Source organism: Mucilaginibacter sp. GW822-FHT03E02 (assembly GCF_058801545.1).
The window spans coordinates 671,949-696,228 of the sequence record NZ_JBXANJ010000001.1; the positions used below are offsets into that span (position 1 = coordinate 671,949).

The following is a 24,280-nucleotide window of genomic DNA, read 5'->3' on the forward strand; positions in this document are numbered from 1 at the left end:
AGCCCTGATATAAATAATATATATCAAGGCTTTATGTTTATATCTACGGTTCATTTTTGATAACCATCATCGAAAAAGAATCGTTTTATATTAGTGTTGTGGCTGTGCCGGTTGCGCTATGTTAGTTTTCATTTTAACCGGACGTATCAATGTTGAAAAAGTAAGCGAGCCCATTTTCCATTTTCCGTTTTCTTTAATGTATACCTCGGTTACCATAAACGCATGCACAACCTCGTTACCACCCACTACCGCCAGCAAATCGATATCGTTTAACAGGATGGCCGTATTACCAAAAATATTTACCGATGCCCCGTAAACTTCAGCTTGTTTATACCAGATGAAGCCCCCCTTAATGGTATTTAGTTCCTGGGTTTTACCCCAGCTTCCGCCCATGTGCACAAATACACAATTTTCCGCAAACAGTCCGGTTAATGCATCTACATTTTTATCGGCCATCCATGTCCATTTCGTTTTAGAAAGATCAAGTAGTTCCTGTTCGTCTTTGGTTGTGTTTGTTGATGCCGCACCGGGCAATTTGGCCTGGGCATGGGAGAGCCGCACACCGGCAATACACAGGAATAATGCGATAATGGTTACTTTCATGATTTTGGTTTTAATATTTGATGTGTTTATTAAAAAATTAATTTGCGCTATTGTACCCGGCTTCGGTTTAACGGTTAACCATTTGCTGTCCCTGTGCGGAATAACGATGCCCATGCACTTCGATATGCGACAAGCTATTGCCAATCTCAAGGAGATCATTGGCCGATAGCTGGATATCAGCAGCGCCCAAATTCTCTTCCAAACGGTGTGTTTTTGTGGTACCCGGGATGGGAACTATCCAGGGCTTTTGCGAAAGCAACCAAGCCAGTGCAATTTGGGCTGGCGTTGCGTTTTTATCTTCGGCAATATGGCCAAGTACATCAACTAACGCCTGGTTCGCTTTCCGGTTTTCTTCAGAAAAACGAGGAACCGTGTTCCTGTAGTCGCTTTTATCAAATGTGGTACTCCCGTTAATTGCACCGGTTAAAAACCCTTTACCCAACGGGCTGAACGGAACAAAGCCTATGCCCAATTCTTCCAGTACAGGTAATAAATCCTGCTCAGGTTCGCGCCACCAAAGCGAATATTCACTTTGCAGCGCCGCAACAGGTTGTACTTCATGCGCTTTGCGGATAGAACCAGCGCCGGCTTCCGATAAACCAAAGTGCTTAACCTTGCCTTCGGCAATCAAATCTTTAACCGTACCGGCAACATCCTCCATGGGCACATTCGGATCAACGCGATGTTGATAAAACAGGTCGATATGGTCTGTTCTCAAACGTATCAATGCGGCTTCAGCAACCTCACGGATACGCTCGGGCCTGCTGTCCAAACCAAGGGGCGGTTTTCCGTCTCTAAAGCCAAATTTGGTGGCAATAACCACCTGGTCGCGAAAAGGCTCCAGGGCCTCGCCCAACAGTTCTTCATTAGTAAAGGGTCCGTAAGCCTCCGCTGTATCAAAAAAAGTAACACCTCGCTCAAAAGCAGCGCGTATTAATTTAATTGCTTCCTGTTTTTCTGTTGCCGGACCGTAGCCAAAGCTCAGCCCCATGCAACCCAATCCAAGGGCTGAAACCTCCAACCCACTATTTCCTAATTGTCTCTTTTTCATGTTCCGTTGTTTAACCGTTGTAGTCCTCGTCAGTAACCTGCTCCAGCCAATCTACCGGTGAATCATTCTCCTTTTCCTGTACAGCAATATGACTCATCGCCGTGGTGGCAGTTGCGCCATGCCAGCGTTTTTCGTCCGGTTCAAAATAAATCACATCACCCGGAAAGATATTTTCTTTGACACCTCCCTCCCGCTGTACCCAGCCCGCTCCTGCGGTAACAATAAGTGTTTGGCCGAACGGATGCGTATGCCAGGCAGTACGTGCTCCCGGCTCAAATGTTACCAGCGCCATTGCTACACGGGCAGGTGCAGGTGGTTCATTCAATAGATCAATTCGTACAGTACCGGTAAAATATTCGGCAGGCCCTTTTGCCGACGGTTTGGAGCCAATACGTTGAATTTTCATAGGTTTAAATTTTAGTTATTCAATTTTCGTTCTCCCAGCCATTTCACCATTTTCGGATCGCGGTGATCGAAAAAGCTGCTGGCCTTGGTATCCAATGTTTTAATTTTATCCATTTCATCAAGCGTAAGCTCGAAATCAAGGCTATTCAGGTTTTCGGCCATGCGCTCCCTGCGTACCGATTTAGAAATAGCTACCACACCTCTTTGGGTTAACCAGCGCAATACTACCTGGGCAATTGATTTATTGTATTTGTTGCCAAAGGCTTGCAGCAGCTCATTTTTAAACATATCATTCTTACCTTCGGCAAAAGGCCCCCATGATTCTATCTGCACGTTGTTATCAATCATGAATTGCTGTGCATCAATTTGCTGGTGAAAGGGATGAGTTTCTACCTGGTTAACAGCCGGCACAATTTCGTTGTTGATAATCAGGTCAATCAACCTGTCGGGCTGAAAGTTGCTTACGCCGATGGCACGTATCCTGCCTTCTTTGTACAAATCTTCCATCGCGCGCCATTCGCCATATACATCGCCGTAAGGCTGATGAATTAAGTAAAGGTCAAGGTAATCCAGCTGCAGCTTCTTCAACGAAGCTTCAAAAGCCTTTTTAGCACCGTCGTAACCGTTTGATTGAATCCACAGCTTGGTAGTAATAAACAACTCTTCCCTTGGCACGCCGCTGCGCTTAATGGCTTTACCCACGGCTTCTTCGTTCATATAGGATTGCGCGGTATCAATTAACCGATAGCCGGTTTCAATGGCGTCCACCACGCTTCTTTCACATTCTGCCAGGTCGGTTACCTGGAAAACGCCAAATCCCAAAATTGGCATTTCTATACCGTTATTTAATTTTACTTTTTGCATAAAGATATTTAACTACACAAAGTTGAGGCGTTTTATTTGCCCGGATAGGATACAGATTACAGATGTTTCTACCATTATTACTGATTTGCGCGCTGGTATGATTAATGCATTGATTAATAATGTAAATTCGAATTAAAAGAATAGATTATGGACAGCATGCGGCGTTTTAATACGATAAGCGAATACAATGCATTTAATAACAATGAAACCAGGCACCCGTTGGTTAGCGTGGTCGACCTGTCAAAGGCTGCCCCGCGGCAAGGCTCACAAATGTATTTTGGTTTTTACATCGTATTTTTAAAAGATGTTAAATGCGGCGACCTGGTTTATGGCCGTAATACCTATGATTACCAGGAGGGCACATTGGTTTTTATGGCGCCGGGACAAGTTGCAGGCGTAAACAGCAATGGCGAGTACTATCAGCCCAAAGGCCATGTACTGGCTTTTGATGCAGATTTAATTCATGGTACATCGTTGGGCAGGCATATTCAGGACTATAATTTTTTTAGCTACCAATCAAACGAAGCGCTGCATTTATCTGAAAGGGAACGGAGCATCGTACTGGATTGCTTTTCAAAAATAAACTACGAACTGGAACGGGGTATCGATAAACACAGCAAGCGGTTAATTGTATCCAATATTGAATTGTTTTTGGATTACAGCGTTCGCTTTTACGACAGGCAGTTCATCACCCGCGACCACGTGTATAAGGGTACCATTGAAAGGTTTGAAAAGCTTTTGAATAATTATTTTTCTTCAGAAAAACCCCAAACAGTTGGCCTGCCATCGGTTGCTTATTGTGCAGAAGCGCTAAATTTATCAGCAAATTATTTTGGCGATCTTGTGAAAAAAGAAACAGGCAAAACCGCCCAGGAGTATATCCAGTTTAAACTTATTAACCTTGCCAAAGAAAAGATATTCGACGGCGAAAAAACCGTAAACCAGGTTGCTTATGAGTTAGGTTTTAAATACCCGCAACACTTTACACGATTGTTTAAAAAGCAGGTGGGCCAAACACCCCATGAATACCGTTCGTTGAATTGAAGATTTACAAAAGTCATATATTAGTGTGCTTCCGGAAAGCGCCAAAGGCATCACCAGCGTGAAATTGGTGATTTAGTTGATTACCTAAAGGTAATGGCGTTCCGGGGGTGAGATACCGGGGCGCTTTTTTGATATTTTTGCAATATCTAAAAATAACAATCGAAGCTTTAACATTTAATACCAATTATAAATGCTATGATCAACATTAATGTAAACGGAACATCGCATCAGATTGAGGCAGATCCTAATATGCCGCTGTTGTGGGTAATACGGGATATTATTGGCCTCACTGGTACAAAATTTGGCTGCGGCGTGGCACAGTGCGGTGCCTGCGTTGTCCACCTCAATGGCGAAGCAATTCGGTCATGTGTAACCAAGGTAAGCCGGGCCGAAGGTCAAAAGGTAGTAACCATTGAAGGTCTTTCTAAAAACAATGACCATCCCGCCCAGCTTGCCTGGAACCAGGAGCAGGTGCCGCAATGCGGTTACTGCCATTCGGGGCAAATCATGTCAGCGGCGGTGTTGCTGCGCGAAAATAACAACCCGAGCGATGCTGATATTGATGCGGCTATGGCCGGTAATATTTGCCGCTGCGGCACCTATCAGCGTATTCGTAAAGCTATTCATACTGCTGCAGAATTGCAGAGAAAGGAGAGCGCCAGCAAATGAAGAAGCAATTAAAAAATAAGCCTCGTTATACAAGCGTTGCAAAAGCCTTTGCGGTAGTTGGCGTACTGTTATCCGCCATAGCTATCATGGCTTTCGGGCTAAACGCCGAACCCGAAAAAACAGGGGCCACTCCTATCATTATCAGGAAAGATAGTGTGGCATCGGTTAAGGCGTTTAAGCAGGTTTACAGCGTTTTGATGAGCGCCAGATGTATGAACTGTCACCCATCTGGCAATATTCCTTTGCAAGGCGACGACAGTCACCTGCATACCATGTCGCCACAAAGGGGCGTTGATGGCAAGGGTGTATATGCCATGAAATGCGCTAACTGCCACCAGGCGGCAAACACACCGGGATTGCATACACCTCCGGGCAACCCCAACTGGCATTTGCCCCCGGCAGATATGAAGATGGTATTCCAGGGCAGGAGCCCGCGGCAATTGGCCAAACAACTTATTGATCCAAAGCAAAATGGCCATAAGGATATGCAGAAGCTGATTGCACATGCTGATGACGGTTTAGTTTTAAATGGCTGGAACCCCGGCGAAGGCCGCACCCTGCCACCCATGAGCCACGCAGCATTTAAAAAAGCATGGATTACCTGGCTTACCACCGGGGCATACGCACCAAAGAAATAATTGAAAGCCTAACCAATAACCAGAATACCATGAGTGTGAGTAACATATCAAGAAGAAACTTTTTAAGGGCGGCGGGCCTTACCGGAACAGCTTTGCTTGTTGGCCTGTATTTTCCATCGGGCGCCGAAGAAGCTAAGGTTGCTGCCGCAGATTCGGCGGTGGCTTCGGATATAGAGATGAATGCCTGGATACACATTGACACGAATGGCAAGGTTACTATTTTCAGCCACCGGGCCGAGATGGGCCAGGGTGCTTACCAATCTGTTCCGCAGATTGTTGCAGAAGAGTTGGAAGTTAATTTGAATGATGTAAACATCCGCTTTGCGCAGGGCGATCGTCAAAAATACGGCAACCAGGTAACGGGCGGCAGCTCCACCATTCGTGGTTCGTACAAGAATTTATTGAAATTAGGTGCGTCGGCACGCGAAATGCTGATAACGGCAGCTGCCACCAAATGGAATGTACCTGTAACAGAATGTTATGCCGAAGCCGGGCATGTGATCCACCGCCCAACAGGAAAGAAATTTCATTACGGCGAACTGGTGGAGGCAGCATCTAAGCTGGAAGCGCCTAAAGAGGTTGTGCTTAAAAAACGTTCCGAATACAAACAAATTGGTAAACCGCTTCACAGGCAGGATACCCCTTTAAAAACCAACGGTACAGCCATTTTCGGGTTAGATTTTAAACTTCCGGGCATGCTATATGCCGTGGTAGAGCGCAACCCACGCTTACGCGGAACGCTCAAATCATTTGATGCCAGTGCGGCACTAAAAGTTCCGGGGGTTAAGAAAGTATTCAAAATACAAACTGGCGTTTTTCAAACTTTCAGGGATGGTGTTGCTGTTGTGGCCGATAGTACCTGGGCCGCCATACAGGGCCGCAAAGCGTTAACCATTGAATGGGACGACAGCGGGTTTGAGCACGTAAACACACCCGATATTTATAAAAAACAAAACGAACTCATTAGTAAAGAAGAAGGCTTATCCGCAAGGAAGCAGGGCGATCCGGATGCCATATTAAATGCCGCCACCCAAAAACTTGACCTGATTTATGAAACGCCATACCAATCGCACAGCGCTATGGAGCCGCTGAATTGCGTGGCTTTTTACCAGCCGGATAAGCTGGAAATATGGGGGCCGATACAGGCACCTGAATGGGTGCAGGATTACATGTGTGCGCAGTTTAAGCTGCCGAAAGAAAAAGTGATTGTTAATATGACCTTTTTGGGCGGCGGTTTCGGGCGAAAAGCATTCATGGATTATCCGCACGAGGCCTGCCTGATCTCGAAAGAAACCGGGACGCCGGTGCAGGTAGTTTGGACAAGAGAAGACGACATGACACAAGGCCCCTACCGGGCCGGGATCTCATACCGCTGCCAGGGTGCTATCAGCAACGGGCAACTAAGCGCTTTAAAGTTCCGGATGGCCGGGCAAAACACGGCGCACTGGCAGGGAGGGCCGAAGGATAAGGCCAACCGCAGCGCTGCCGAAGGCTTCCTGGCCCCATATTATAAAAGCATAAAAGACATTAGCTTTGCCGATGTGCCGTTTGAAACACCTATCCCCAATATCTGGTGGCGATCGGTATATGCATCAACCAATGGCTTTGCTTACGAAAGTTTCCTGAACGAAATGGCGCACCTTGCCGGTAAAGACCCGCTTGATTTTAGAAGGGGCTATTTAAACGAAGAGCGCGAACAAAAGCTAATCGACAAAATGGAACAGGTTTCGGGCTGGAAATCGAAAAATAAAGGCGACGGATTTGGGGTTGCCATTACAGAATGCTTCGGCACCACGGTTGGCCAGATTGTTAAGGTATCGAAAAAGAACGGTGAAAAGGTAAAAATTGACAAGGTATGGGCTGTTGTAGACTGCGGCTGGTACGTAAATCCAGATATTGTTCATGCGCAGGTAGAAGGTGCTATTGTTATGGCCCTTGGCGCTGCTACTACCCATGAAATTACCTTTAAAGACGGCCTGGTAGAACAACGAAACTTTTATAACTATTTGATGCCACGCATTAACGACATGCCTTTGGTAGAAGTGCACATTATGGAAAATGATGCCAATGCCGGTGGTGTTGGCGAGCCGGGACTACCGCCATTTGCACCGGCACTTACCGAAGCTATTTTTGATTTGACAGGCAAACGCATCCGCAAATTACCGTTTGACATGGCAACCGTATAACACGCAATTTTAAGCGTTGAGCTTGTTTGATAGATTGATGGCACAGCCAGAAACTGATTACACAACGCCCGGATATTATTGATACCCGGGCGTTTTTGTATTACCATATGTTGCGTAAAGGATTGGCGTGGGTACCGGCCAGGTGGCTAAGCCCGGTGCAGTATGAACAGAAAGCCTGGCGCCGCTTCTACCTGCGGCGTACGCCCATGTTTTCGGTTAGTAGCAAGTAGCAAGTATCAAGTAGTAAGTAGTAAGACAGCTGCTTTTTTAGTATCAAGTAGCAAGTATCAAGTAGTAAGACAGCTGCACTTTATAGTATCAAATAGCAAGACAGCTGCGATTTCTTAAGTCCGAAAGTTAAAAATATTGATACTTGCTACTAATTCTTCACCCTCCCCTGCTCGGTATCCGCTCCGGTTTGTTCTTTTTTGCGCTGGCCCGCTACAGCTTTGCCGAAACGGAAACTGAGCGTTAGCAGGGCCGACCGGGTGTCGCCGTGGTTGGTGTAGCTGGCATCGGTAAGGTACAGGTTATTGATGGTGCCCCGGTTGATGTTTGTATACAAAATATCGTTCACGCTGAATTTAAGGGTTACTTTAGGCGATAGATTTTTTGATACCGCTGCATTTAAAGCACCCTTACTACCGGTAACAAACTGGGCACTGGTAATGCTGCTTTGGTAATTGCCATCAAGCTGCAGGTTAAAGCCTTTTTTAAGCTTAAACTGCAAAATGCCCTGGCCGTATACAAACGTGCCTTTGGTATCCAATATACCGGTGTAAAAGTTACTGCGCGAGTGTACGTGGGTAACTTCGGAATTTACCTGTACAGTAAGCCATTTTGCAGGCTCAAAGTCGGCATCAACAGAAAAGCTGCTTACCGTTTTATGGCCGATGTTACCGGGGCGGCTGTAGTAAATACCGTTTACTATCTGGATGGTTTCGTCCGTATCGTTTTTTGTATCGCTGTAACTGAGGGTACCGGTAATATGGTTTTTGAATATATAGGCCAACTCAATTTTATTGGCGAAAGATGGCTGCAGGTAAGGATTGCCTACGTAATAAGTAAACTTATCCAGGGGGGTAACAAAGGGGTTCAGGTCCTGGTAATACGGCCTGTCAATACGGCGGCCATAGTTCAGCTGAATTTGATTATCGGCCAGGCTATCCAGCTTGTATTGCAAAAATAAGGTTGGGAACAGGTTGGTATAGTTACGGTTAAAGGCCGAATCGGGCTTTATAACATTGCCCAGCTGATGCCCTTTTGAGCTGGTATTCTCCAATCGTAAACCAGCCTGAATGCTGAGCCTTTTAAATTCCTTATTGAAGTTAAGGTACACCGCGTTGATGTTCTCCTTATAATTAAAGTGGTTGGTTTTATCATAATCGGGCGTGGTATTACCGTTTACTGTATTAAAATAACCGGCCACGTTATCTGTTTGGGTATAGCTGGTTTTTAACCCCGCTTCCAGCTTAATACCGCCGCCCAGCGGATGCCCGTAATCGGCCTTGCCCGATAGGATTTTAATATTTGATGGCAGGCTGCCGTTTAAGCTGCTTTGGTTTATTAAGGCACCGCCGGGCAAAAAGGTTTGGCTATCAAAATCCTGCTGGTTGGTGGTGGCATAATGCAGGTAATCAAGGTTGGCGGTAACATCCGGACCGTCTTTCTTAAACTCGTGCCGGTAATTCAGGTTGAGGGCCGTGTTTTTAAAGCTACCCTTTTCGGTGTTTTTTGAAATCACGCTGGAGTCGGGCTGCCCTGCCGCATTTAGCAGGTTGCCGGTGCCAATGCTTGGCAAATAAGGATAGCGGGCCAAACCGGTGAGCGCTATGCCAAAGGTTGTATTTGGCGATGCATCGTAATCGGCGCCAAGGGTAAGCTTGCCGCCATGCCCCTGGCGGCGGTTATAGGTATCCTGGTTAAAACTACCCGTAGTTTGGCCATCGGTATTTTTGTACCGGCGGAAAATGGCTACATCGGCATAACTGTTACGCACAGTGTAAGCCAGGTTGCCAAACAGGTTAAGCTTATTTTTGCGAAAATTGAAATTAAGGCTGTTGTTGGTACGGATGTACCGGGCCTGACCAACGCTTAAACTAAGCCCCAGGTTAAAGCCCCTGACCTGCGTTTTTTTTGTTTTGATATTGATAACACCCGCATTACCCGCCGCATCATATTTTGCCGGCGGGTTGGTCATAATCTCTATTTGCTGCAGGCTTGACGATGGAAGGCTACGCAGATAATCGGCAAGGGCGGCGCCCGACAGGTAGCTGGGCTTATCATCAATAAAGATAACAACACCCTGCTGCCCTTTAAGGCTGATTACCCCGCTCTGATCAACCAGCACACCCGGCGATTTCTCCAATACCTCCAGCGCCGTAGTACCGGCATTGCTAATAATAGCATCTACATTTACCACCGTCCGGTCTATCTTATGTTCGATGTATGATTTTTTACCGGTGATGATTACCTCTTTAAGCGCGATGTTACCTGTTTGTAAAACCACCTCTTTTAACGCCACCGCCGGTCGCTTATCGCTGATAGTGATAGTATCGCTTTTATAAGGGGCATAACCGGCTGCGGTTATAAATACCTGGTAGAGGCCGGTTTTCAGCCCGTTAAAAACAAAGGCGCCGCCGGCATCTGCCAGTTCATATTTAAGCACGATAGAATCTTTTACGCCTCGTAATGTTATGGTAGCACCATCAGCAGGCTTTTGGGCGGCACCCCATACTTTGCCGGTTATTTTACCGGCTGCTATCTGGGCGTTTACAAAAATCGGGGCAATAGTTATCCATATGGTTAATATAACCATGATCAGTTTTTTCATTTCAATAAGATTAAAGGGTTTGGTACGTGTACAGGCTTATTCGGCCTTAATTACGTTTTTACTTAATTGCCCGCAAAGGTTTTTGAGGCGCAGTAACGATGCTGCGGAATTAGTGCTTTTATCAACCTTAATTAACAACCAACCGGCCGAGGCTTTGATATAAAAGCTGCTGCTATCGCCCAGTGTTACCCGGGTATTTAGTTCATCTGCTTTTTTAAATACGGTTACGGGTTTTAAAGTTTCGTTGATAAAGGCTTCCACCTTTTTAGTTTGGTTGCGATTGTAGGAGGCCTCAAGTTTAAACAGTTCAGGGGTTTCGGTTATTTTGATATTGGTGCGGTCGCCGTTATTAGCAATAGTAAAGGCCAGGCAAATAGTAATGGATATAATGCCTGTTATGAGTAGATAATAAAACGATTTCATGTGTTGTGATTTTTAAAGATTGATTAAATGGTGTAAAAGGTGTGTAATGCCTGATTTGTTGCGTCGCCCCACGTGCTATGTAACACAATACCGGATAAACGTTCTGTAGGGTAGTGAAACAAGTATTTGGCTTCACACAAACATCGGCTTGAACGCTGGTCACAACTCACCCCGGCTACGCTGCGCTGGCCGACCCTCTTTGCGGCGTAAGCCGGAGAGAGGGTGCAACTCATTTTATATTTATAGCCCCTCTTTGCGCGAAGCGGAGAGAGGGGCAGAACGAGCGTAGCGATGTTCGGGGTGAGTCGTCTGCGCCATGCCGTAGATGTCGTTCCCTCTTCAGCATTTCGCAAATTTTAACTATTCAGGGTGACATATTTTAAGCATCTGTTTATGATTGATTGATTTGTTAATTAAAGGGCATAGCTTGCCCATGTCCATAGTGCGGACGTTTAAACGTGCTGGCCGAATTTCGCAGCTGTCTTAATTATTGATTCTTAACTCTTGACTCTCGTGGCTCTCCTACCTAAGCTTTTTTAACAGGAAGTAGTATCCAAGGAAACCAAGAGCGATACTAAATATCATCACAATGGCGGCGTACAAACCCGATGGCATGTAAAAGCTGATGACGGTAAGGCCGATGGCTATAGCGGTTAGTATGGCAAACCATTTAAGCGAATTTTCTTTCCCTTTTTGGTTTGCGGGCAGTAATTGGGCAATTACCCCCTCGGCAACGCCTTTTTCAACAATGGTGCGTTTTAACCTGTCGTCTAAAAAAAGCTTAATGAGTGTCAGTACAAACGATGAGGCCAGGAAAACGAGGATAATGATCACGATGCTGTGCATCATCTCAAAAAAGGCCCGCTCGTCTGTAAAGGGATCAAATACGGTTTGCGCATTGGCAGTAATACTTGCCGACATTAGGGATATGATAGTGGCTATTTTTTTCATGTTGTTGTTTTTATCGTTGTAATACCGGATGAGACCGGCAGCCCATGTTAATGTTGCAGTTAATTAATTAAAATCCAGCTTTTTCATCTGGTCGTGGTGTTCTTTAATCATGGTATTAAGCATGCCGGTAAATACAGCTATCGCGCTTGCTGTTAAAATGGTGCCAAACAAGGCCGGCAGGTTTTGAAATAGCTGCAACAAGTAAGTGCCAAATAACAACGAAACAGCAATAAGGAAAACCACAGTGAGGGTTACGCCCAGTGCTGCTATCCACGGAAATTCTGCCTTTGGGGCCGGTAATTGCTGCAGTACCAGGTCGGCAAGGTTAAAATCGAAGGCTGGCTTTTGCAAAGTATGCATTTGCCGGCTAAGCAGCCGGTAATTGGCCAGTTTAGCGCTGCAGGCGGCACAAACTTTTGCATGGGCGGCAATATCTTCGGCCGCTAACGTGCCTTCCAGGGCATATTGCTGTAATTCATTGTCTGTTGGATGGTAACTACTCATAAATCTTCGCGTTTATAGTTGGTTAGCAGGTTTTGTTTTAAGGCTTTTCGTGCCCTGAACAGGTAATTTTTAACGGTGCCTTCGGGCAGGTTGGTAATCTGGCCTATTTCGGCATAACTCATTTCTTCCTGATGATACAAGGATAGAAGCGTTTTATAAACAGGTGATAGCTTATCCATTTCGGCGTTTAAAATAACCGATAATTCTTTTGCTGATAGCAAACGCTCTGCCTCGTTATCATATCGGCCACCATCTTTTTGTTGCAATCGCTCAAGCGTTTGCTGTTGCCCGTCATCATCATCCTTAGCATCTATCAGTACCACCTTTTTTTTCTCCAGGTAATGCAGGCAGGTGTTGTAAGTAATTTGCCCTATCCAGGTTGATAATTTGCATTGAAATTTAAAACCAGGCAAGTTTTTGTAAACCTTCAGGTAAACGTCCTGTGCAATATCTTTCCTATCGGCAGGCACGGGTATCATCTTAAAGATAAGCTGCGCCACCAATCCTTCGGTATTTTTAATAATGATACCAAAAGCATACCTATCGCCACCCAAAACCCGGGAAACCAGGTGCTGATCTGGATGCTGATATTCTTTTTGGTGACTCACTTGCTGATTAGACCGGGCTATCGTATAAAGGTTGCAATAATTTTTTAGTATCAAGTCGCAAGTATCAAATATCAAGACAGCTGCAATTTCTTTTGAGTCCGAAAGTTTTTTGTCCGGAAGTCCGAAAGTTAAAAATCGGGATACCTGATGCTGTTGCAAAAAAATCTTGATACTTGATACTCGCTACTTGATACTAAAAAAACGATATTTACAGCCTTGAAAGGCAAAATCATAGTTTAACTGGAAGAACGTCCGAACGACAATCGGGAGGTAAGGGTTCAAATCCCTTTTTGCCTTTCTAAATTATGAGGCTTTAAATACTACTGGTATAACGATAAGGGGATCGGGATTTTAGTTTAAATGAAAAAACACCAGTTTGCTAAACTGGAGATGTCGGTTTAAGTCCGGCGCCCGATTTCCATTTTTAATTCAAAATTATGCAATACAAATTTAGTGAGCAGGAATGGCAGGCATGCCTCAAAGTACTTAACTCGCTAAAGGATAATCCTTTTGAAAACCCCGATAATCAGCAGTTTAAAACACTCATTACTTCTATTTATAAACAGGCCAAAAAGCAAAACAAACAGGAACTGCGCACCGATAAAAAGGCAGCAGACCTGGAGCTGCTTAACGGCACAGCCATTGTTACAAATGCCCGGGGGCTAACCACCCAATTTGCACATGCCGAAAGTGAAAATACCCAGGGCGGGCACCTGCAAAAACCGCGTTACTGCTATTCGTGCGGCGAGGGTTTTACCCAGCTTCATTTTTTTTACCATAAGCTTTGCCCCGCCTGCGCTGCTGTAAACTATGAGTGGCGTACCCGGCAACATAATTTTGCCAACTATAATGTAATTGTTACCGGCGGTCGCGTTAAAATTGGCTACGCCACTGTTTTAAAGTTTTTACGCTCGCACGCCAATGTAATACTTACCACACGTTTCCCGGCGCTGGCTTTGCAGCAACTACAGGCCGAAGACGATTATGAACAATGGAAACACAGGCTCAGCGTTTACGGCTTAGATCTACGGAACTTGAAAGCTGTGGAAGAATTTATTGTTTACTGCAATAACAACCTAAGCAGTGTCGACATCCTGATCAATAACGCCGCCCAAACCATTAAATACCCGGCCGACTATTATAAGCCCTTAATGGTTAAAGAAAACGCGCTTTTGCTTAAAAACAACACCGCAAACCTGCTGCCCAATAAAACCCCGCTATTGTATCACCAGGATAGCCAACTATTATCGGGCCTTGCCGATGCGGAGGTGCCGGTTAACCGTTTTGGACAGCCTGTAGATACAAGGGACAAAAACAGCTGGAACTCCACTTTAGCCGAAATTGAGCTGGAAGAACTGCTTGAGGTAAACCTCATTAACCATATATCGCCCTATCGGCTTATTTCGGGCCTTAAAAGCCTGATGCTTAAAAGTCCGCTCGCCGAACGTTTTGTTATCAACGTTACCTCGTCCGAAGGGCAGTTTAGCTATCCCGGCAAAACTATATTTCATCCGCATACCAACATGACCAAGGCGGCCTTAAACATGCTTACCCGCACCTCGGCACCAGAATTTATTAAAGATTCCATCTTCATGACAGCTGTTGATGTAGGCTGGATATCAACCGGGGCCAACGAAACAAAAAGAGCTCAGCAATTTGCAGATCTCAAAATTCCCCCACTCGACCCACTCGACGGCGCTACCAGAATTGTGCACCCCATAGTGGAAGTACTGAATGGCGATAAATCACTTTTTGGCGTTTTACTTAAAAATTACAAGGTGGTTGACTGGTGAAATAGTATCAGGTAGCGAGTATCAAGATTTATTCCCGGTTATAAAGACATTAGCAACCCTGTTGTCTTCAGGCCTACAACATTAATCAATACCCTCATGGGCGTCAGTCTCTCCATTTAACGCCATTCGGCAACTACTCGCCGGCACAAAACGCGTTCTACGTCCCGCAAATCATTTTTAATTTTAACTTTTGAATTTTGACTTAAAAATGGCGTTCCCGCTGATAGAAGCGGGCCGGGCTAAACGCTCATACTACACTGGCCTTAGCCACTTGGCCGGTATCCGCTCATATCCCTAACGCGAAGGCAGAGAAATTGTGGGCTTAAGGCTTTACAACAAAATCGTTATTTGCATGCGGCCGCACAAGCCAGGAGGCTTGAGGCAGCGGGAGGTTCATAGGACATGGCGTTCGTTGTTAAAAAGTTGAGGGACAAAAAAAAACACGTAAATGCCGAGTTTACCCCCGTACAATGGCGATTAAGGCAGTCACTACATTGCACATTGCCATCTACCTTAGCCCCACATTATAAACCAACCAAAGCTCCCTGGTTCTGATTATCAACTATTGCGTACTAACCAATTCCGTAGCCTTTGCTTTGACGGCTTTACGGGATATATACCAAATATGCTTGCTAACCAACCAATTATAAAACCAAAAAACCAAATGAAAAAGACCTTAATTTTCTTATGTTCCATTTCCATTTTTTGTAGTTGTACAAAAAATACTGCCGACCTGACACCAGAGCACGCCTTGGCAACTGCCAAACCAACAAATTCGGCAACCACAATGGCGGTAGGGGCCGCCTCTATCGCAGGCGTAAACTGGGCCGATGGCCGCGATAACTTTGTGGATGGATGGGTTATTCCATCTGGTTTAACCGCTTCCGACAATTACAGCACGGTTAATGCAAAGGCCAATTCAATATTATCGGCATTTCAAACCAACATGCCGGGCGTCAATACAGTAAGGTTACCTATTAATTATCCCAGTGTATCCCAGTCGTGGTGGGGCGCTTATACCGGCGCTATAGATGCCGCCCTTAACAAGGGCATGAAAGTAATTATATGTTGCTGGGATAGTTCATCGGCCAACGACGGATTGATAGATAATATGACCAATTTTTGGGCCATGTGGCAAACCGTAGTTAATAAATATGGCAGCAACAGCAACGTTTATTTCGAGGTGTTTAATGAACCCCACGGTTACAGTTTATCCAGTTTAACAACCATCTATGCGCAGTGGCTGGCTAATTATCCCAGCGTTGCAAAAGGCAGGGTGCTGCTAAGCGGTACAGGCTATTCAGACAATGTAACCGGAGTTGGCGCCGACAGCCGCTTTACCAGTTGCCTGCTTTCGTTGCATAATTATGCTTATTGGTCAACACACTCTACCGCTGCATGGCAAACCGACTGGCAAAACAGGTATGGAAGTTATGGTTCGAGGACTGTAGTGACCGAGTTTGGGGCAACAATGAACAGCGGTAAAGATTACCAGAATGGTTCGCAATCCGACAATGAGATTGCCTACATCGTAGGATCGAGTAATGTATTCAGGAACAATGGCATCGCCAGCGTTTACTGGCCTGGCCTGAGAGACAATGATAGTTACAGCATCCAAACAAGAGGCGGAAGCGGCAATAACATCACCCTAACCACTGTAAATTCTTCCGGCGTTTTCCGCGTTCGTTACGGTTGGGGGCTAAACTAACCCTTTTTTAAAATCTACCTTTAAATATATTCAAGAATATCGTTAGCAAGACCATCAATAAGGCCGCCTCATATGCAATTATGGGGCGGTTTTTTATTTCCGTCTCCTCAGAATCTGGTTAAAAAAGGGCCCTGACGTCAGCCATGTATAAGACTATGCATACCCGGCTTAATTTCCCGTAACTACATCATTAAAAAAGTTTTCAATTTCGTTCACCGCGTTTTCAAGTCCGTTCTCATTCCTTATTTGCCGGCCAATAGCTGCCGCATTGTTTCTTACTTCATCGGTTTGAATTTTTGTTAATGCCGAAATCAGTTTATCGGCATCGAGTTTTTTAACCGGGATATGAACCCCAAATTTCATCCGTTCGGCTATTTTGCCCCAGGTTGGCTGGTCGGTGTAAAACGAAATAATAATTACCGGTAAATCGTGTCGCAACATAGCTGCCAGCGTACCCGCACCGCCGTGAAACACCCCAGCTTTGCATTTTGGTAAAACGGACCCATGGTTTACATATTTTGTTACGAACAGTTTTTTATGCGCCGGTAAGTTTTCAAAAAGCGACCAGCCTGTACAAAACAAAACCCGCTCGTTGGTTTTATTTAAAATGGTGTTTAAAATGCTTAAAAACTTTTCGGTATTGCCAACACCGTTACTGCCAAAGCCAATGTATATGGGCTTATCACCCTGCTGTAACCAATCATTTAATGTAGCCGGGGTTTCGTCCTTAAACTGGCCCGGTATTTTTTCTTCGGGAACAGTTAAAAAGCCGGTTATTTTATGGTTATCATCCCAATCCTTAGGTTGCGGAATCAGGCTGGGGCTTAAGCAATATAAGTCGAGCGGCTTTTGCCTGCCAATATAGTCTATAAGATTTTCCTTTAAAATGGGCAGGCCTAATTCTTGTCTGAATTCGTTGGTCTCTTTCTTTACAAACTTCCAGAAAAACAGGTGCGCCAGCTTATAGGTAAGCTTATTATACCAGGGAAAATTCAGGAAATCAAAATCGCCCAAAGGGAATTCAGTTGTAGGAACAACCGGCGGCATAAAATAGGTTAGCGCAATTTTTTTATGTTGCTTTTCGGCAATCGCGCTTGTAATTGGCAGCGTTGCCGCATTAGCTATAATAAAATCTACCTGGTTAATTCCTGCTATATAGCTTTTGCGCAAAGGCCCCCTAATTTCATGAAGCGCTTTAAAAAAGTACTTCATCAGCTTAATGGTATTCTCTGTTTTTAACACGTTTTGTCCTTCCGCCGAATTCATCATTTCCTCGGCATCACCATACAGCGGATGAAAAGCAAGGCCATAGCCCTCAACCAATTCCTTGAAATTTTCAGGTGCTGCAATAACTACCTGGTGTGTTTTTTCGCTAAGCCCTAAAGCCAAAGCAATATAGGGCTGTATATCGCCCCGTGTTCCGTAAGTAAAAATCCCTATGTTCAATTGTGGTTGGTTTATATACAAAGGAACTGATACAAAAGGATTTCTTTTAGTAATTGTTAAAAAATTAATGAGTGCTTTTCTGTTTCGATGCGATAAGTCCACATATACACAACAATCCGGCAGAAGCAAGGGAAACCATCAACCAAATTCATCTCATATCTAAAAAGGGCGTTTCCCGCTGATAGAAGCGGGCCGGGCTAAACGCTCATACTACACCGGCCTTAACCACAAGGCCGGTATCCGCTTATATCCCCCCCCCGCTGCCGCAAGCGTCCCCGGCTTGTGGCCCGCATGCTAAGTATGCGCCGGGTTTCAAACTAAAAAGTGGGCATCGTAACATGTATGTGGCATCAAAAAAAGTAAACACTTCAGGTAAAGGCAGGAAATAAAACGTTAAATTTGGTTATAAGAATAAAAGAAAGGAGTTATTATGCCAACCGTTAAGAAAGTGATTGATGAAAAAGGTTTTTATGGCGATGCTATTATTAGCGACAAGGTTAAAGATCGCAGCAATGATCCTTACTTTGTGAAAAAAGCCGAAGAAGCCAAAGAATTTTTACGCAAGCACCCTCTTCCAGATCATTTAATAAAGAAATAACCATCAATAAAAATGATAAAGCAAAGAGGTTGGCTTAAAAAGGGTCAACCTCTTTTTATTTTGCGTGAATTCAATAGAAAATCACTTGGCGCCTTCGCGCGAAAAACCTCTTAACTTAATAGCATTCTTAGACACTAAGAGGACGGGGATTCAATTTAAAGCAGGCGCCTGTTTTTTTTCAAGCTTTGCCTGTTATCTATAAAAGTAACCAGTTCTATAATTTTGCTCCGGGGTTTAATGCGGTAGATCACCGAGATTTGCGGGATGATTACCCCTATATAGGTATGTTTTGATTTATAAGTTTTACGGGCAATAAAAGGCTCGTTGGCCAGGGTATCAAGATACTGGAAAACCCTTTCAATAATTTTTTTTGATTCCGCTTCGGGCCAGTTTTCCAAAAGATAGTCGATATTCTTTTGGAAGGTCTCGCCAGCTTTTTCAGACCAGGTTATTGTCATTTAAAACCAAATCTTTTTTTTGCCTCCTCATGGCTAAACGATTGGCCATTATCTAATTGCGCAAGGCCTTCTTCAACATCAGCCCGCTGACTTTTGCTCAAACCATCAAACCAATCCAAATCCCTGTTATTAATCAAAGCTTTAATATCTTTGATTAAGCCAACGTCATCGGTGTTTATAATTTGTTGTAATACATTTAGTTTCTCCGCCTGTATATTCATATCTCAAATTTAATTATTATTTCTAAAATAACAGTGTCTTTGTTGATGTAATCCCCCGGCGCATGCGTACCGACAACGAGGGATTAACTTCGTTAAAAGGTTAATAATAACCTTTACCCTAACCATTTCACCCCCACTTTTTACAGCCTCGCCCCTGTTACCCTTTCCCGCAACCCTTAAAAACCCATCTTTACATCGTATAAACAAGTGTGAAGCTTAATAACCCTGAAAAAGGTTAAACTTAATATTCAACTGATGAAAGCGATTCAAAAAATGAAAAACATCCTATTTAAAACAAGTCTGTTGCTTTTATTATTGCCGGCATGTTCCAAAAGCGGTAACACTACCAACACCGAATCTCCGGACGACGACCTGCAGGGGCCTATTTCCCGCCCCGCATCAGGATACGGCGCCGATGGTACCTACCAGGTTGCCGAAATCAGTTTTCCCAATCCCGAATACGCGGGCACCAGCGTAACTATTTTTTACCCGGCCGGCATAACCACTCCCCGGCCAACCATATTTTACTCGCACCCCTACGGAGGCGAAAACAAGGAATACAACCGCGGGTTGTTTGAATTTATTGCAAAAAAAGGCTATGTGGTAGTGTTTGTTCCGTATGCAACCATTGATGTCAGTGTCGATCATCGTTACTACACCCTGTGGACCGGCTTTACCAAAGCCGCGGCAGATTACCCTAATATTATCGATACCAAAAAAGTGGGCTTTATAGGTCATTCCTTTGGTGGCGGCGCTTCTATAGGCTTGGGCTATAAAGCCTTTACCCAAAACGGCTGGGGACAAAACGGGCGCTTCCTGTTTACCATGGCGCCATGGTACAGCTACCAGATTACCCAGGCACAGTTGCAAAGTTTCCCGGCCAATACCAAAATGATAAGCCAGGTGTATGATGAAGATGTGATTAACGACCACCGGCTGGCCATTGATATTTTTAAAAACATCAGCATAGCCAATAGTGAAAAGGATTTTTATTACCTTAAACCGTCTGCAGTGGCCGGTTACAATTACACCACGTACCACACGCTCCCCAATTCAAGAGACGCGTATGATGCTTATGATTACTACGGCGTATACAGGCTGCTTGATGCGCTGATGGACTACAGTTTCAACGGCAGCGCTGCCGGCAAAAATGTGGCACTGGGCAATGGCTCGGCCGAACAGGTGACCATGCCCGGTTATAAGGGGCAATTTATGGCACCGCTGGAGGTTACCGATAATCCAAGCCCCAAATACAGCCAAAATAAATATCAGTTTACCTGCGGCAGTGCAACCAACCCACGTATAGCCAACTGCAATTAGCCGGTAAGCACTTAATACGCCGGTCGCCTAAAATTGGGCCGTTTGTTTTGTAATCCGCAATCGGATACCAGGTTGCCCAATATTTTTTGAAACTTTTTTTTGGGGTTCCTGTTAACTACTCAATATTTTATCAACCACAATAAAAATCACTATGAAAAAAAAATCGTTATTAGCCGTTCTCTCTGTTTCACTGCTCGTATTTGCCTGTAAGCCAAAAAACGGCGGCGGCGAAGCTAATGCCAAACCTGATAGTACAGTTAAACAAGATGCCCCAAAAGAGACTGCAGCCCATGCCGATGCGCCAGCCGGTAGCGCCCCAAAAACGTACACTATATCGTTTACGCCCGATAGCGCCCTACTTGGCAAACAAAAAGAAGCAAGCATAAAAGTAACTCCTGTAAGCGCGACAGACCTGAGCGACCCAGACGGAAAATCGGAAGGTATTGAGATGACCTTTAAAATTACGGTTACCAACAAAAATAAAATTGGCAGCAGCAGCGTTGGTGTTTCACCGTCGGATTTCAGGTTGGTGCTTGATAATAATACTTCCATATCGCAAACGTCCGGAGGGTATGTTTCTGCCGAGGCTGAATCTACAAAAGAATCAAACGAGATAACCTACCGTTTGCCAACAGGCACCAAACCCAAAACATTGAATTTGTTTTATGACGAAACAAGGGCTGCCGTAGGTGTGAGTTTAAAATAACACCAATATCCTCATTTGTTTTGGATAAAGCTGCACAAGCCAAATAATTTCATGTAAACACCTACCTTCCAGCGCGTTTACCAAAGAAATAAGTGTCAATAAAAATGATAAGGCGAAGAGGTTGGCTCAAAAAGGTCAACCTCTTTGCTTGTTTAATAATAACCTTATACATTTACAAATCTTTTTCGATATCACCCATCGCGGTATCAAAATCTATAGCCTGTTCCGGCTGATTTTTATAATCGTTAACGCGCTTCCGTAATAACCACGTGCCATCCAGATACTGTAAACTCTTGCTGCTCAATCTTCTAAAGTCTGGAAGTCTGGAAGTCCGAAAGTTTTTTAATAGAAGCATGGCGGCTAAGCCCCTCCCCCCTACAAATCTGGCGTAATACTAAATTTAATACCATACTGGTTCACCCCCGGATGGTCCAGATAGTTGAAACGTTTGATCACATCAACCCTTAGCAATTTAAATATATTGCCTATACCGGCGCCTGCCTCAATGTAGGGGGTGCTACCCAGGGCGTAAGTGCCATTGGCATTGCCCAGGGCCGGGGGCAGGTTATACAGGTTGGACGATAGCAGCGGATTGTTTTCGGTACGTAAGCCGCCGTATATAGCTTTAAACGACAGGAACTCGCGCCATTTGAGGTGCTCTATCAACGGAATTTTATTGAGGATAAAGCCGTTGAAGTTGTGGGTAATGTTGATGCCCGCTGAGTGATCGCTCACAAATTCAAGGTAGTTCATATTGTTGTAGCCGGCGGGATCGTACTTTAACGATTGGTTTGCCGCGGGCATATTCAACAGCGGGAACGGGACTTTGCCGGTAACAAGATTGCCCAACAGCGTTATATCGGTAAAGCCCAATTGCGACATGTAAAAACGCTTAAAAATATTGGCCGATATGTTGTTGTAACTATAAGCCCCGTTTAACAGGCCCGCAAAACCGTGATTGATTTGCAGGTTAAAAATGGGGTATTTACTAAATACCGTATGCCTGAATATGGTGCCTTGTATAAACTGCTCATGCGGGGCGTAACGCATGCCCAGGGCAACCTCGGTAGTGGTAAGGCTGGGAATAAGGCTATTATCGGTATTTGATTGAAATTGAAGGGTGCCTGCGGGCCGCTGGTTCCAGTTGCGCAGGGCCAGGTTGTATGAAAAATGATTGTCGAAATCCCTTACATAGGCCAGCGTAAATGTGCGGTTATACAACCAGTAATTGGTAGTACCGGTATGGAACGATGTAAGCGCGGCTTGCTGGTTACTTACCGCCAGGCTTTGCCCCGGCAGGTCCACATCATACCGGTAACCTATTTTAAAGTAGTTGTTGGCATAGCGGTATGGTGCTGTTTTGTTGAGCGATATATAGGTATTCAATTCGTACTTGGCGGCTTTATCTTTGGTACCGTAGGCGGTATAGCCGTCAAAATAGATCGTTTTGCTCAGGGCAGGCGTTGTGCGCCCCCCTAACTGGAACCGGGCACCCTCCTGGTTATCATACGCAAATATCGATCCTATGGGGCCAATCTGTACCGGCCCTACCACGGCAAAGCCCCCGGTAAGTGTAGCCGCTATCCAGGTGAGTCGTTTATATGATGGCATGCTTTCCAGCCGGTTAATGCGTGCGTACAGCTGTTTTTGCTGGCTGTTAAGGGTATCACTGCGGTGTTGCGCCCAGTAAGCGGTATCGGGCTTGTTGGCGTCGGCCATGGTTTGGGCGCTTTTGCCCTCGTAAAATTCGGCCGGCTGGGGCTGGTTTAGTTTATAGTTATCATAAAAAACCGTACGCTGGCCGTATACGGCTATGCCCTTGTTTTTTAAAATCCCAAAATCAGCCGTTACATCGCTTTTCTGCAGGTAGTAGCGCCCGCCGGGAAATTGCTGAAAATCAAGCTTCACCCTAAGGCTGCGCATAAAGTTGATGTTGATTTGCTTGTTTACATTAAGCTCGCATGATTGTACCGCATAATGGCCATCCAGTGAAACCAGCAAGCGACCTTCAAAAAGCAGGTCGCCTTTGTTGCGGGGTGTAAAGCTGATGCCTACCAGTTTCCCTTTATCGGTTTGTATAGTATCTGTAATAAAAAACTTATAAAAATCGGGCGAGTGATTGGATATCGGACTTAAAAACTGGTTGGTTACAATAAAAATGTTGTTGGCGTAAATATCAATATTATTGCCATAGAAGCGGTTAAGATAGGTATCAAGCCCGGCGGTATCAACAAACTTAATAATGTTGGTTTCTTTTTGCGCCTGCAGTATGCTGATGGATTTGGCAGGCTCTTTACGGTAATACTGCTGGTAAAGCTTTTCGCTAAAGTAAACTGGCAACGAAGTTTCTTTGCGCCCGTCAATCACCTGCGAACTGTCGAGCATAAACTTGTATTTGCCAAAAAACTTACCATTAATAAACTTGGGCGATAAATGGAAAAACGACATGCCGATACGCTCGTACTGGTTATACTGATAGTAGTCGGCAGCCGCCATTCTGTTTTCATCTTTATGATTAATTACCTGTTGAATAAGCTCGACGGCAGGATTGCCTTTATTGCGGTAACGCGCTTTTTTGCCAGATGTAACCGAAACCTCTTTTAACTGGGTTTGCTTGCTGTGCATGCGCACCTGCAACTGGCTGGCCTGCCCGGGTTTTATAGCCCGGGTAAGCAATGTGTACCCCAGGTAACTAAACGTAATACGGTTAAACAAACCGACGCTGCTTAACCGGAAATTGCCGTCTTTATCTGATGTAGTACCAAAGCGACTACCATTAAAAGTGATGCTGATATAGGCCAGCGGCAAGCCCGAAACATCATCAACAATATGCCCGGTTACAGTGGTAACTGTGGCTTTGCTTGTTTTAAGGCTATCTGTTTGCTGCGCGGCAGCATGTATTGAAAATAACAGTAAAATAGCCAGGCCGGCTGCGTTTAATTTATTAACGATAAAAAATTTATAAAAGCGGAGTTTTCCCTGTATCAGCAAAGTTATTTTTATGTCGGGGTTACAAAAAGTAAGTAGCAAGTTGATTGATTAAACGTAAAAAAAGTTGTTTGAAGTATTTAGTTATTCATATTAATTATCCATTAACCTTACATTAAGGCCCAAGGTACCATGGTGTTAGTGGCAAATCGGCCTTCAATCTCCAGTCGGTAACGGTAAGCAGTAAGTCTTAAAAACAACCTTTTAATTTATTACTTAGTGCTGTTAACGTAATATCACTGCTTAAGTTACCATCTGATTCT

Annotated in this window: 22 protein-coding genes and 2 tRNA genes; 11 read left to right on the forward strand and 13 right to left on the reverse strand. The window is 44.7% G+C overall.

Annotated features, from left to right (window positions below; translation table 11 throughout):
• Positions 1-90: 90 nt before the first annotated feature.
• From AC1RM2_RS02460 to AC1RM2_RS02475, 4 genes are all read right to left on the reverse strand, one after another.
• The gene (locus AC1RM2_RS02460) at positions 91-603 is read right to left on the reverse strand and encodes a nuclear transport factor 2 family protein (protein WP_492983028.1); all 513 of its coding nucleotides are present in this window, start codon (positions 601-603) and stop codon (positions 91-93) included.
• Positions 604-670: 67 nt separating this feature from the next.
• Positions 671-1,654 carry an aldo/keto reductase gene (locus tag AC1RM2_RS02465; protein WP_492983030.1) on the reverse strand — a complete coding sequence of 328 codons (984 nt, stop codon included), beginning with the start codon at positions 1,652-1,654 and terminating at the stop codon, positions 671-673.
• A 10-nt stretch (positions 1,655-1,664) separates the two neighbouring features.
• A complete protein-coding gene (locus AC1RM2_RS02470; RefSeq protein WP_492983032.1) occupies positions 1,665-2,060 on the reverse strand; it encodes a (R)-mandelonitrile lyase in 396 nt (131 codons plus the stop codon).
• Positions 2,061-2,071: 11 nt separating this feature from the next.
• A complete protein-coding gene (locus AC1RM2_RS02475) occupies positions 2,072-2,923 on the reverse strand; it encodes an aldo/keto reductase (protein ID WP_492983034.1) in 852 nt (283 codons plus the stop codon).
• Between the two features lie 147 nt (positions 2,924-3,070).
• On the opposite strand from AC1RM2_RS02475, the gene AC1RM2_RS02480 reads away from it, so the two are divergent.
• From AC1RM2_RS02480 to AC1RM2_RS02495, 4 genes are all read left to right on the forward strand, one after another.
• A complete protein-coding gene (locus tag AC1RM2_RS02480) occupies positions 3,071-3,967 on the forward strand; it encodes a helix-turn-helix domain-containing protein (protein ID WP_492983036.1) in 897 nt (298 codons plus the stop codon).
• A gap of 195 nt (positions 3,968-4,162) precedes the next feature.
• Positions 4,163-4,636: a (2Fe-2S)-binding protein gene (locus AC1RM2_RS02485; RefSeq protein WP_492983038.1), complete on the forward strand. Its 474-nt coding sequence runs from the start codon at positions 4,163-4,165 to the stop codon at positions 4,634-4,636.
• On the forward strand, positions 4,633-5,274 hold the full coding sequence (locus AC1RM2_RS02490) for a hypothetical protein (RefSeq protein ID WP_492983040.1): 642 nt from the start codon (positions 4,633-4,635) through the stop codon (positions 5,272-5,274). The genes AC1RM2_RS02485 and AC1RM2_RS02490 overlap by 4 nt, the downstream gene beginning before the upstream one ends.
• Positions 5,229-7,460, forward strand: a complete 2,232-nt coding sequence (locus AC1RM2_RS02495) for a molybdopterin cofactor-binding domain-containing protein (protein ID WP_492983042.1) — start codon at positions 5,229-5,231, stop codon at positions 7,458-7,460. The genes AC1RM2_RS02490 and AC1RM2_RS02495 overlap by 46 nt, the downstream gene beginning before the upstream one ends.
• Positions 7,461-7,839: 379 nt before the next feature.
• Here AC1RM2_RS02495 and AC1RM2_RS02500 read toward each other — a convergent pair whose 3' ends face one another.
• The 5 genes from AC1RM2_RS02500 to AC1RM2_RS02520 form a co-directional block, all read right to left on the reverse strand.
• Positions 7,840-10,293, reverse strand: coding sequence for an outer membrane beta-barrel protein (locus tag AC1RM2_RS02500; protein ID WP_492983044.1), 2,454 nt, complete (start codon positions 10,291-10,293; stop codon positions 7,840-7,842).
• Between the two features lie 36 nt (positions 10,294-10,329).
• Positions 10,330-10,716, reverse strand: coding sequence for a hypothetical protein (locus AC1RM2_RS02505; protein ID WP_492983046.1), 387 nt, complete (start codon positions 10,714-10,716; stop codon positions 10,330-10,332).
• 522 nt (positions 10,717-11,238) lie between these two features.
• The gene (locus tag AC1RM2_RS02510) at positions 11,239-11,667 is read right to left on the reverse strand and encodes a hypothetical protein (RefSeq protein WP_492983048.1); all 429 of its coding nucleotides are present in this window, start codon (positions 11,665-11,667) and stop codon (positions 11,239-11,241) included.
• 63 nt (positions 11,668-11,730) lie between these two features.
• Positions 11,731-12,171, reverse strand: a complete 441-nt coding sequence (locus AC1RM2_RS02515; protein ID WP_492983050.1) for an anti-sigma factor — start codon at positions 12,169-12,171, stop codon at positions 11,731-11,733.
• A complete protein-coding gene (locus tag AC1RM2_RS02520; RefSeq protein ID WP_492983052.1) occupies positions 12,168-12,779 on the reverse strand; it encodes an RNA polymerase sigma factor in 612 nt (203 codons plus the stop codon). Before AC1RM2_RS02520 ends, AC1RM2_RS02515 begins: the two co-directional genes overlap by 4 nt.
• Before the next feature lie 221 nt (positions 12,780-13,000).
• Here AC1RM2_RS02520 and AC1RM2_RS02525 point away from each other — a divergent pair.
• The 4 genes from AC1RM2_RS02525 (at position 13,001) to AC1RM2_RS02540 (ending at position 16,280) form a co-directional block, all read left to right on the forward strand.
• Positions 13,001-13,076 (forward strand) — tRNA-Val (locus tag AC1RM2_RS02525).
• 44 nt (positions 13,077-13,120) lie between these two features.
• Positions 13,121-13,200: transfer RNA gene (locus AC1RM2_RS02530), tRNA-Ser, on the forward strand.
• Between the two features lie 16 nt (positions 13,201-13,216).
• On the forward strand, positions 13,217-14,572 hold the full coding sequence (locus AC1RM2_RS02535; RefSeq protein WP_492983054.1) for an SDR family oxidoreductase: 1,356 nt from the start codon (positions 13,217-13,219) through the stop codon (positions 14,570-14,572).
• A gap of 664 nt (positions 14,573-15,236) precedes the next feature.
• A complete protein-coding gene (locus AC1RM2_RS02540; RefSeq protein ID WP_492983056.1) occupies positions 15,237-16,280 on the forward strand; it encodes a cellulase family glycosylhydrolase in 1,044 nt (347 codons plus the stop codon).
• Between the two features lie 168 nt (positions 16,281-16,448).
• Here AC1RM2_RS02540 and AC1RM2_RS02545 read toward each other — a convergent pair whose 3' ends face one another.
• On the reverse strand, positions 16,449-17,726 hold the full coding sequence (locus AC1RM2_RS02545; protein WP_492983058.1) for a glycosyltransferase: 1,278 nt from the start codon (positions 17,724-17,726) through the stop codon (positions 16,449-16,451).
• A gap of 430 nt (positions 17,727-18,156) precedes the next feature.
• On the opposite strand from AC1RM2_RS02545, the gene AC1RM2_RS02550 reads away from it, so the two are divergent.
• On the forward strand, positions 18,157-18,324 hold the full coding sequence (locus AC1RM2_RS02550) for a hypothetical protein (RefSeq protein ID WP_492983060.1): 168 nt from the start codon (positions 18,157-18,159) through the stop codon (positions 18,322-18,324).
• A gap of 155 nt (positions 18,325-18,479) precedes the next feature.
• Here the strand turns inward: AC1RM2_RS02550 and AC1RM2_RS02555 are convergent, their stop codons facing one another.
• Together AC1RM2_RS02555 and AC1RM2_RS02560 are read right to left on the reverse strand one after the other, a co-directional pair.
• Entirely contained in the window at positions 18,480-18,782 is a 303-nt protein-coding gene (locus AC1RM2_RS02555; protein ID WP_492983062.1) for a type II toxin-antitoxin system RelE/ParE family toxin, read from the reverse strand.
• Positions 18,779-19,003, reverse strand: a complete 225-nt coding sequence (locus AC1RM2_RS02560; protein ID WP_492983064.1) for a MerR family transcriptional regulator — start codon at positions 19,001-19,003, stop codon at positions 18,779-18,781. The genes AC1RM2_RS02555 and AC1RM2_RS02560 overlap by 4 nt, the downstream gene beginning before the upstream one ends.
• Positions 19,004-19,258: 255 nt before the next feature.
• On the opposite strand from AC1RM2_RS02560, the gene AC1RM2_RS02565 reads away from it, so the two are divergent.
• Both AC1RM2_RS02565 and AC1RM2_RS02570 read left to right on the forward strand, forming a co-directional pair.
• The gene (locus AC1RM2_RS02565) at positions 19,259-20,323 is read left to right on the forward strand and encodes an alpha/beta hydrolase (RefSeq protein ID WP_492983066.1); all 1,065 of its coding nucleotides are present in this window, start codon (positions 19,259-19,261) and stop codon (positions 20,321-20,323) included.
• Positions 20,324-20,474: 151 nt separating this feature from the next.
• Positions 20,475-21,029 carry a hypothetical protein gene (locus AC1RM2_RS02570; RefSeq protein ID WP_492983068.1) on the forward strand — a complete coding sequence of 185 codons (555 nt, stop codon included), beginning with the start codon at positions 20,475-20,477 and terminating at the stop codon, positions 21,027-21,029.
• A gap of 375 nt (positions 21,030-21,404) precedes the next feature.
• Here the strand turns inward: AC1RM2_RS02570 and AC1RM2_RS02575 are convergent, their stop codons facing one another.
• Positions 21,405-24,059 (reverse strand): DUF5686 and carboxypeptidase-like regulatory domain-containing protein, encoded by a 2,655-nt coding sequence (locus tag AC1RM2_RS02575; RefSeq protein ID WP_492983070.1) that lies wholly within the window; start codon positions 24,057-24,059, stop codon positions 21,405-21,407.
• Positions 24,060-24,280: the final 221 nt, after the last annotated feature.

Coding starts and splice junctions, on each gene's coding strand:
- AC1RM2_RS02505 (WP_492983046.1), bottom strand. CDS start 10,716: ATGAAATCGTTTTATTATCTACTCATAACAGGCATTATATCCATTACT.
- AC1RM2_RS02540 (WP_492983056.1), top strand. CDS start 15,237: ATGAAAAAGACCTTAATTTTCTTATGTTCCATTTCCATTTTTTGTAGT.
- AC1RM2_RS02570 (WP_492983068.1), top strand. CDS start 20,475: ATGAAAAAAAAATCGTTATTAGCCGTTCTCTCTGTTTCACTGCTCGTA.
- AC1RM2_RS02515 (WP_492983050.1), bottom strand. CDS start 12,171: ATGAGTAGTTACCATCCAACAGACAATGAATTACAGCAATATGCCCTG.
- AC1RM2_RS02550 (WP_492983060.1), top strand. CDS start 18,157: ATGCCAACCGTTAAGAAAGTGATTGATGAAAAAGGTTTTTATGGCGAT.
- AC1RM2_RS02490 (WP_492983040.1), top strand. CDS start 4,633: ATGAAGAAGCAATTAAAAAATAAGCCTCGTTATACAAGCGTTGCAAAA.
- AC1RM2_RS02560 (WP_492983064.1), bottom strand. CDS start 19,003: ATGAATATACAGGCGGAGAAACTAAATGTATTACAACAAATTATAAAC.
- AC1RM2_RS02500 (WP_492983044.1), bottom strand. CDS start 10,293: ATGAAAAAACTGATCATGGTTATATTAACCATATGGATAACTATTGCC.
- AC1RM2_RS02465 (WP_492983030.1), bottom strand. CDS start 1,654: ATGAAAAAGAGACAATTAGGAAATAGTGGGTTGGAGGTTTCAGCCCTT.
- AC1RM2_RS02475 (WP_492983034.1), bottom strand. CDS start 2,923: ATGCAAAAAGTAAAATTAAATAACGGTATAGAAATGCCAATTTTGGGA.
- AC1RM2_RS02565 (WP_492983066.1), top strand. CDS start 19,259: ATGAAAGCGATTCAAAAAATGAAAAACATCCTATTTAAAACAAGTCTG.
- AC1RM2_RS02495 (WP_492983042.1), top strand. CDS start 5,229: ATGGATTACCTGGCTTACCACCGGGGCATACGCACCAAAGAAATAATT.
- AC1RM2_RS02480 (WP_492983036.1), top strand. CDS start 3,071: ATGGACAGCATGCGGCGTTTTAATACGATAAGCGAATACAATGCATTT.
- AC1RM2_RS02460 (WP_492983028.1), bottom strand. CDS start 603: ATGAAAGTAACCATTATCGCATTATTCCTGTGTATTGCCGGTGTGCGG.
- AC1RM2_RS02555 (WP_492983062.1), bottom strand. CDS start 18,782: ATGACAATAACCTGGTCTGAAAAAGCTGGCGAGACCTTCCAAAAGAAT.
- AC1RM2_RS02485 (WP_492983038.1), top strand. CDS start 4,163: ATGATCAACATTAATGTAAACGGAACATCGCATCAGATTGAGGCAGAT.
- AC1RM2_RS02510 (WP_492983048.1), bottom strand. CDS start 11,667: ATGAAAAAAATAGCCACTATCATATCCCTAATGTCGGCAAGTATTACT.
- AC1RM2_RS02470 (WP_492983032.1), bottom strand. CDS start 2,060: ATGAAAATTCAACGTATTGGCTCCAAACCGTCGGCAAAAGGGCCTGCC.
- AC1RM2_RS02535 (WP_492983054.1), top strand. CDS start 13,217: ATGCAATACAAATTTAGTGAGCAGGAATGGCAGGCATGCCTCAAAGTA.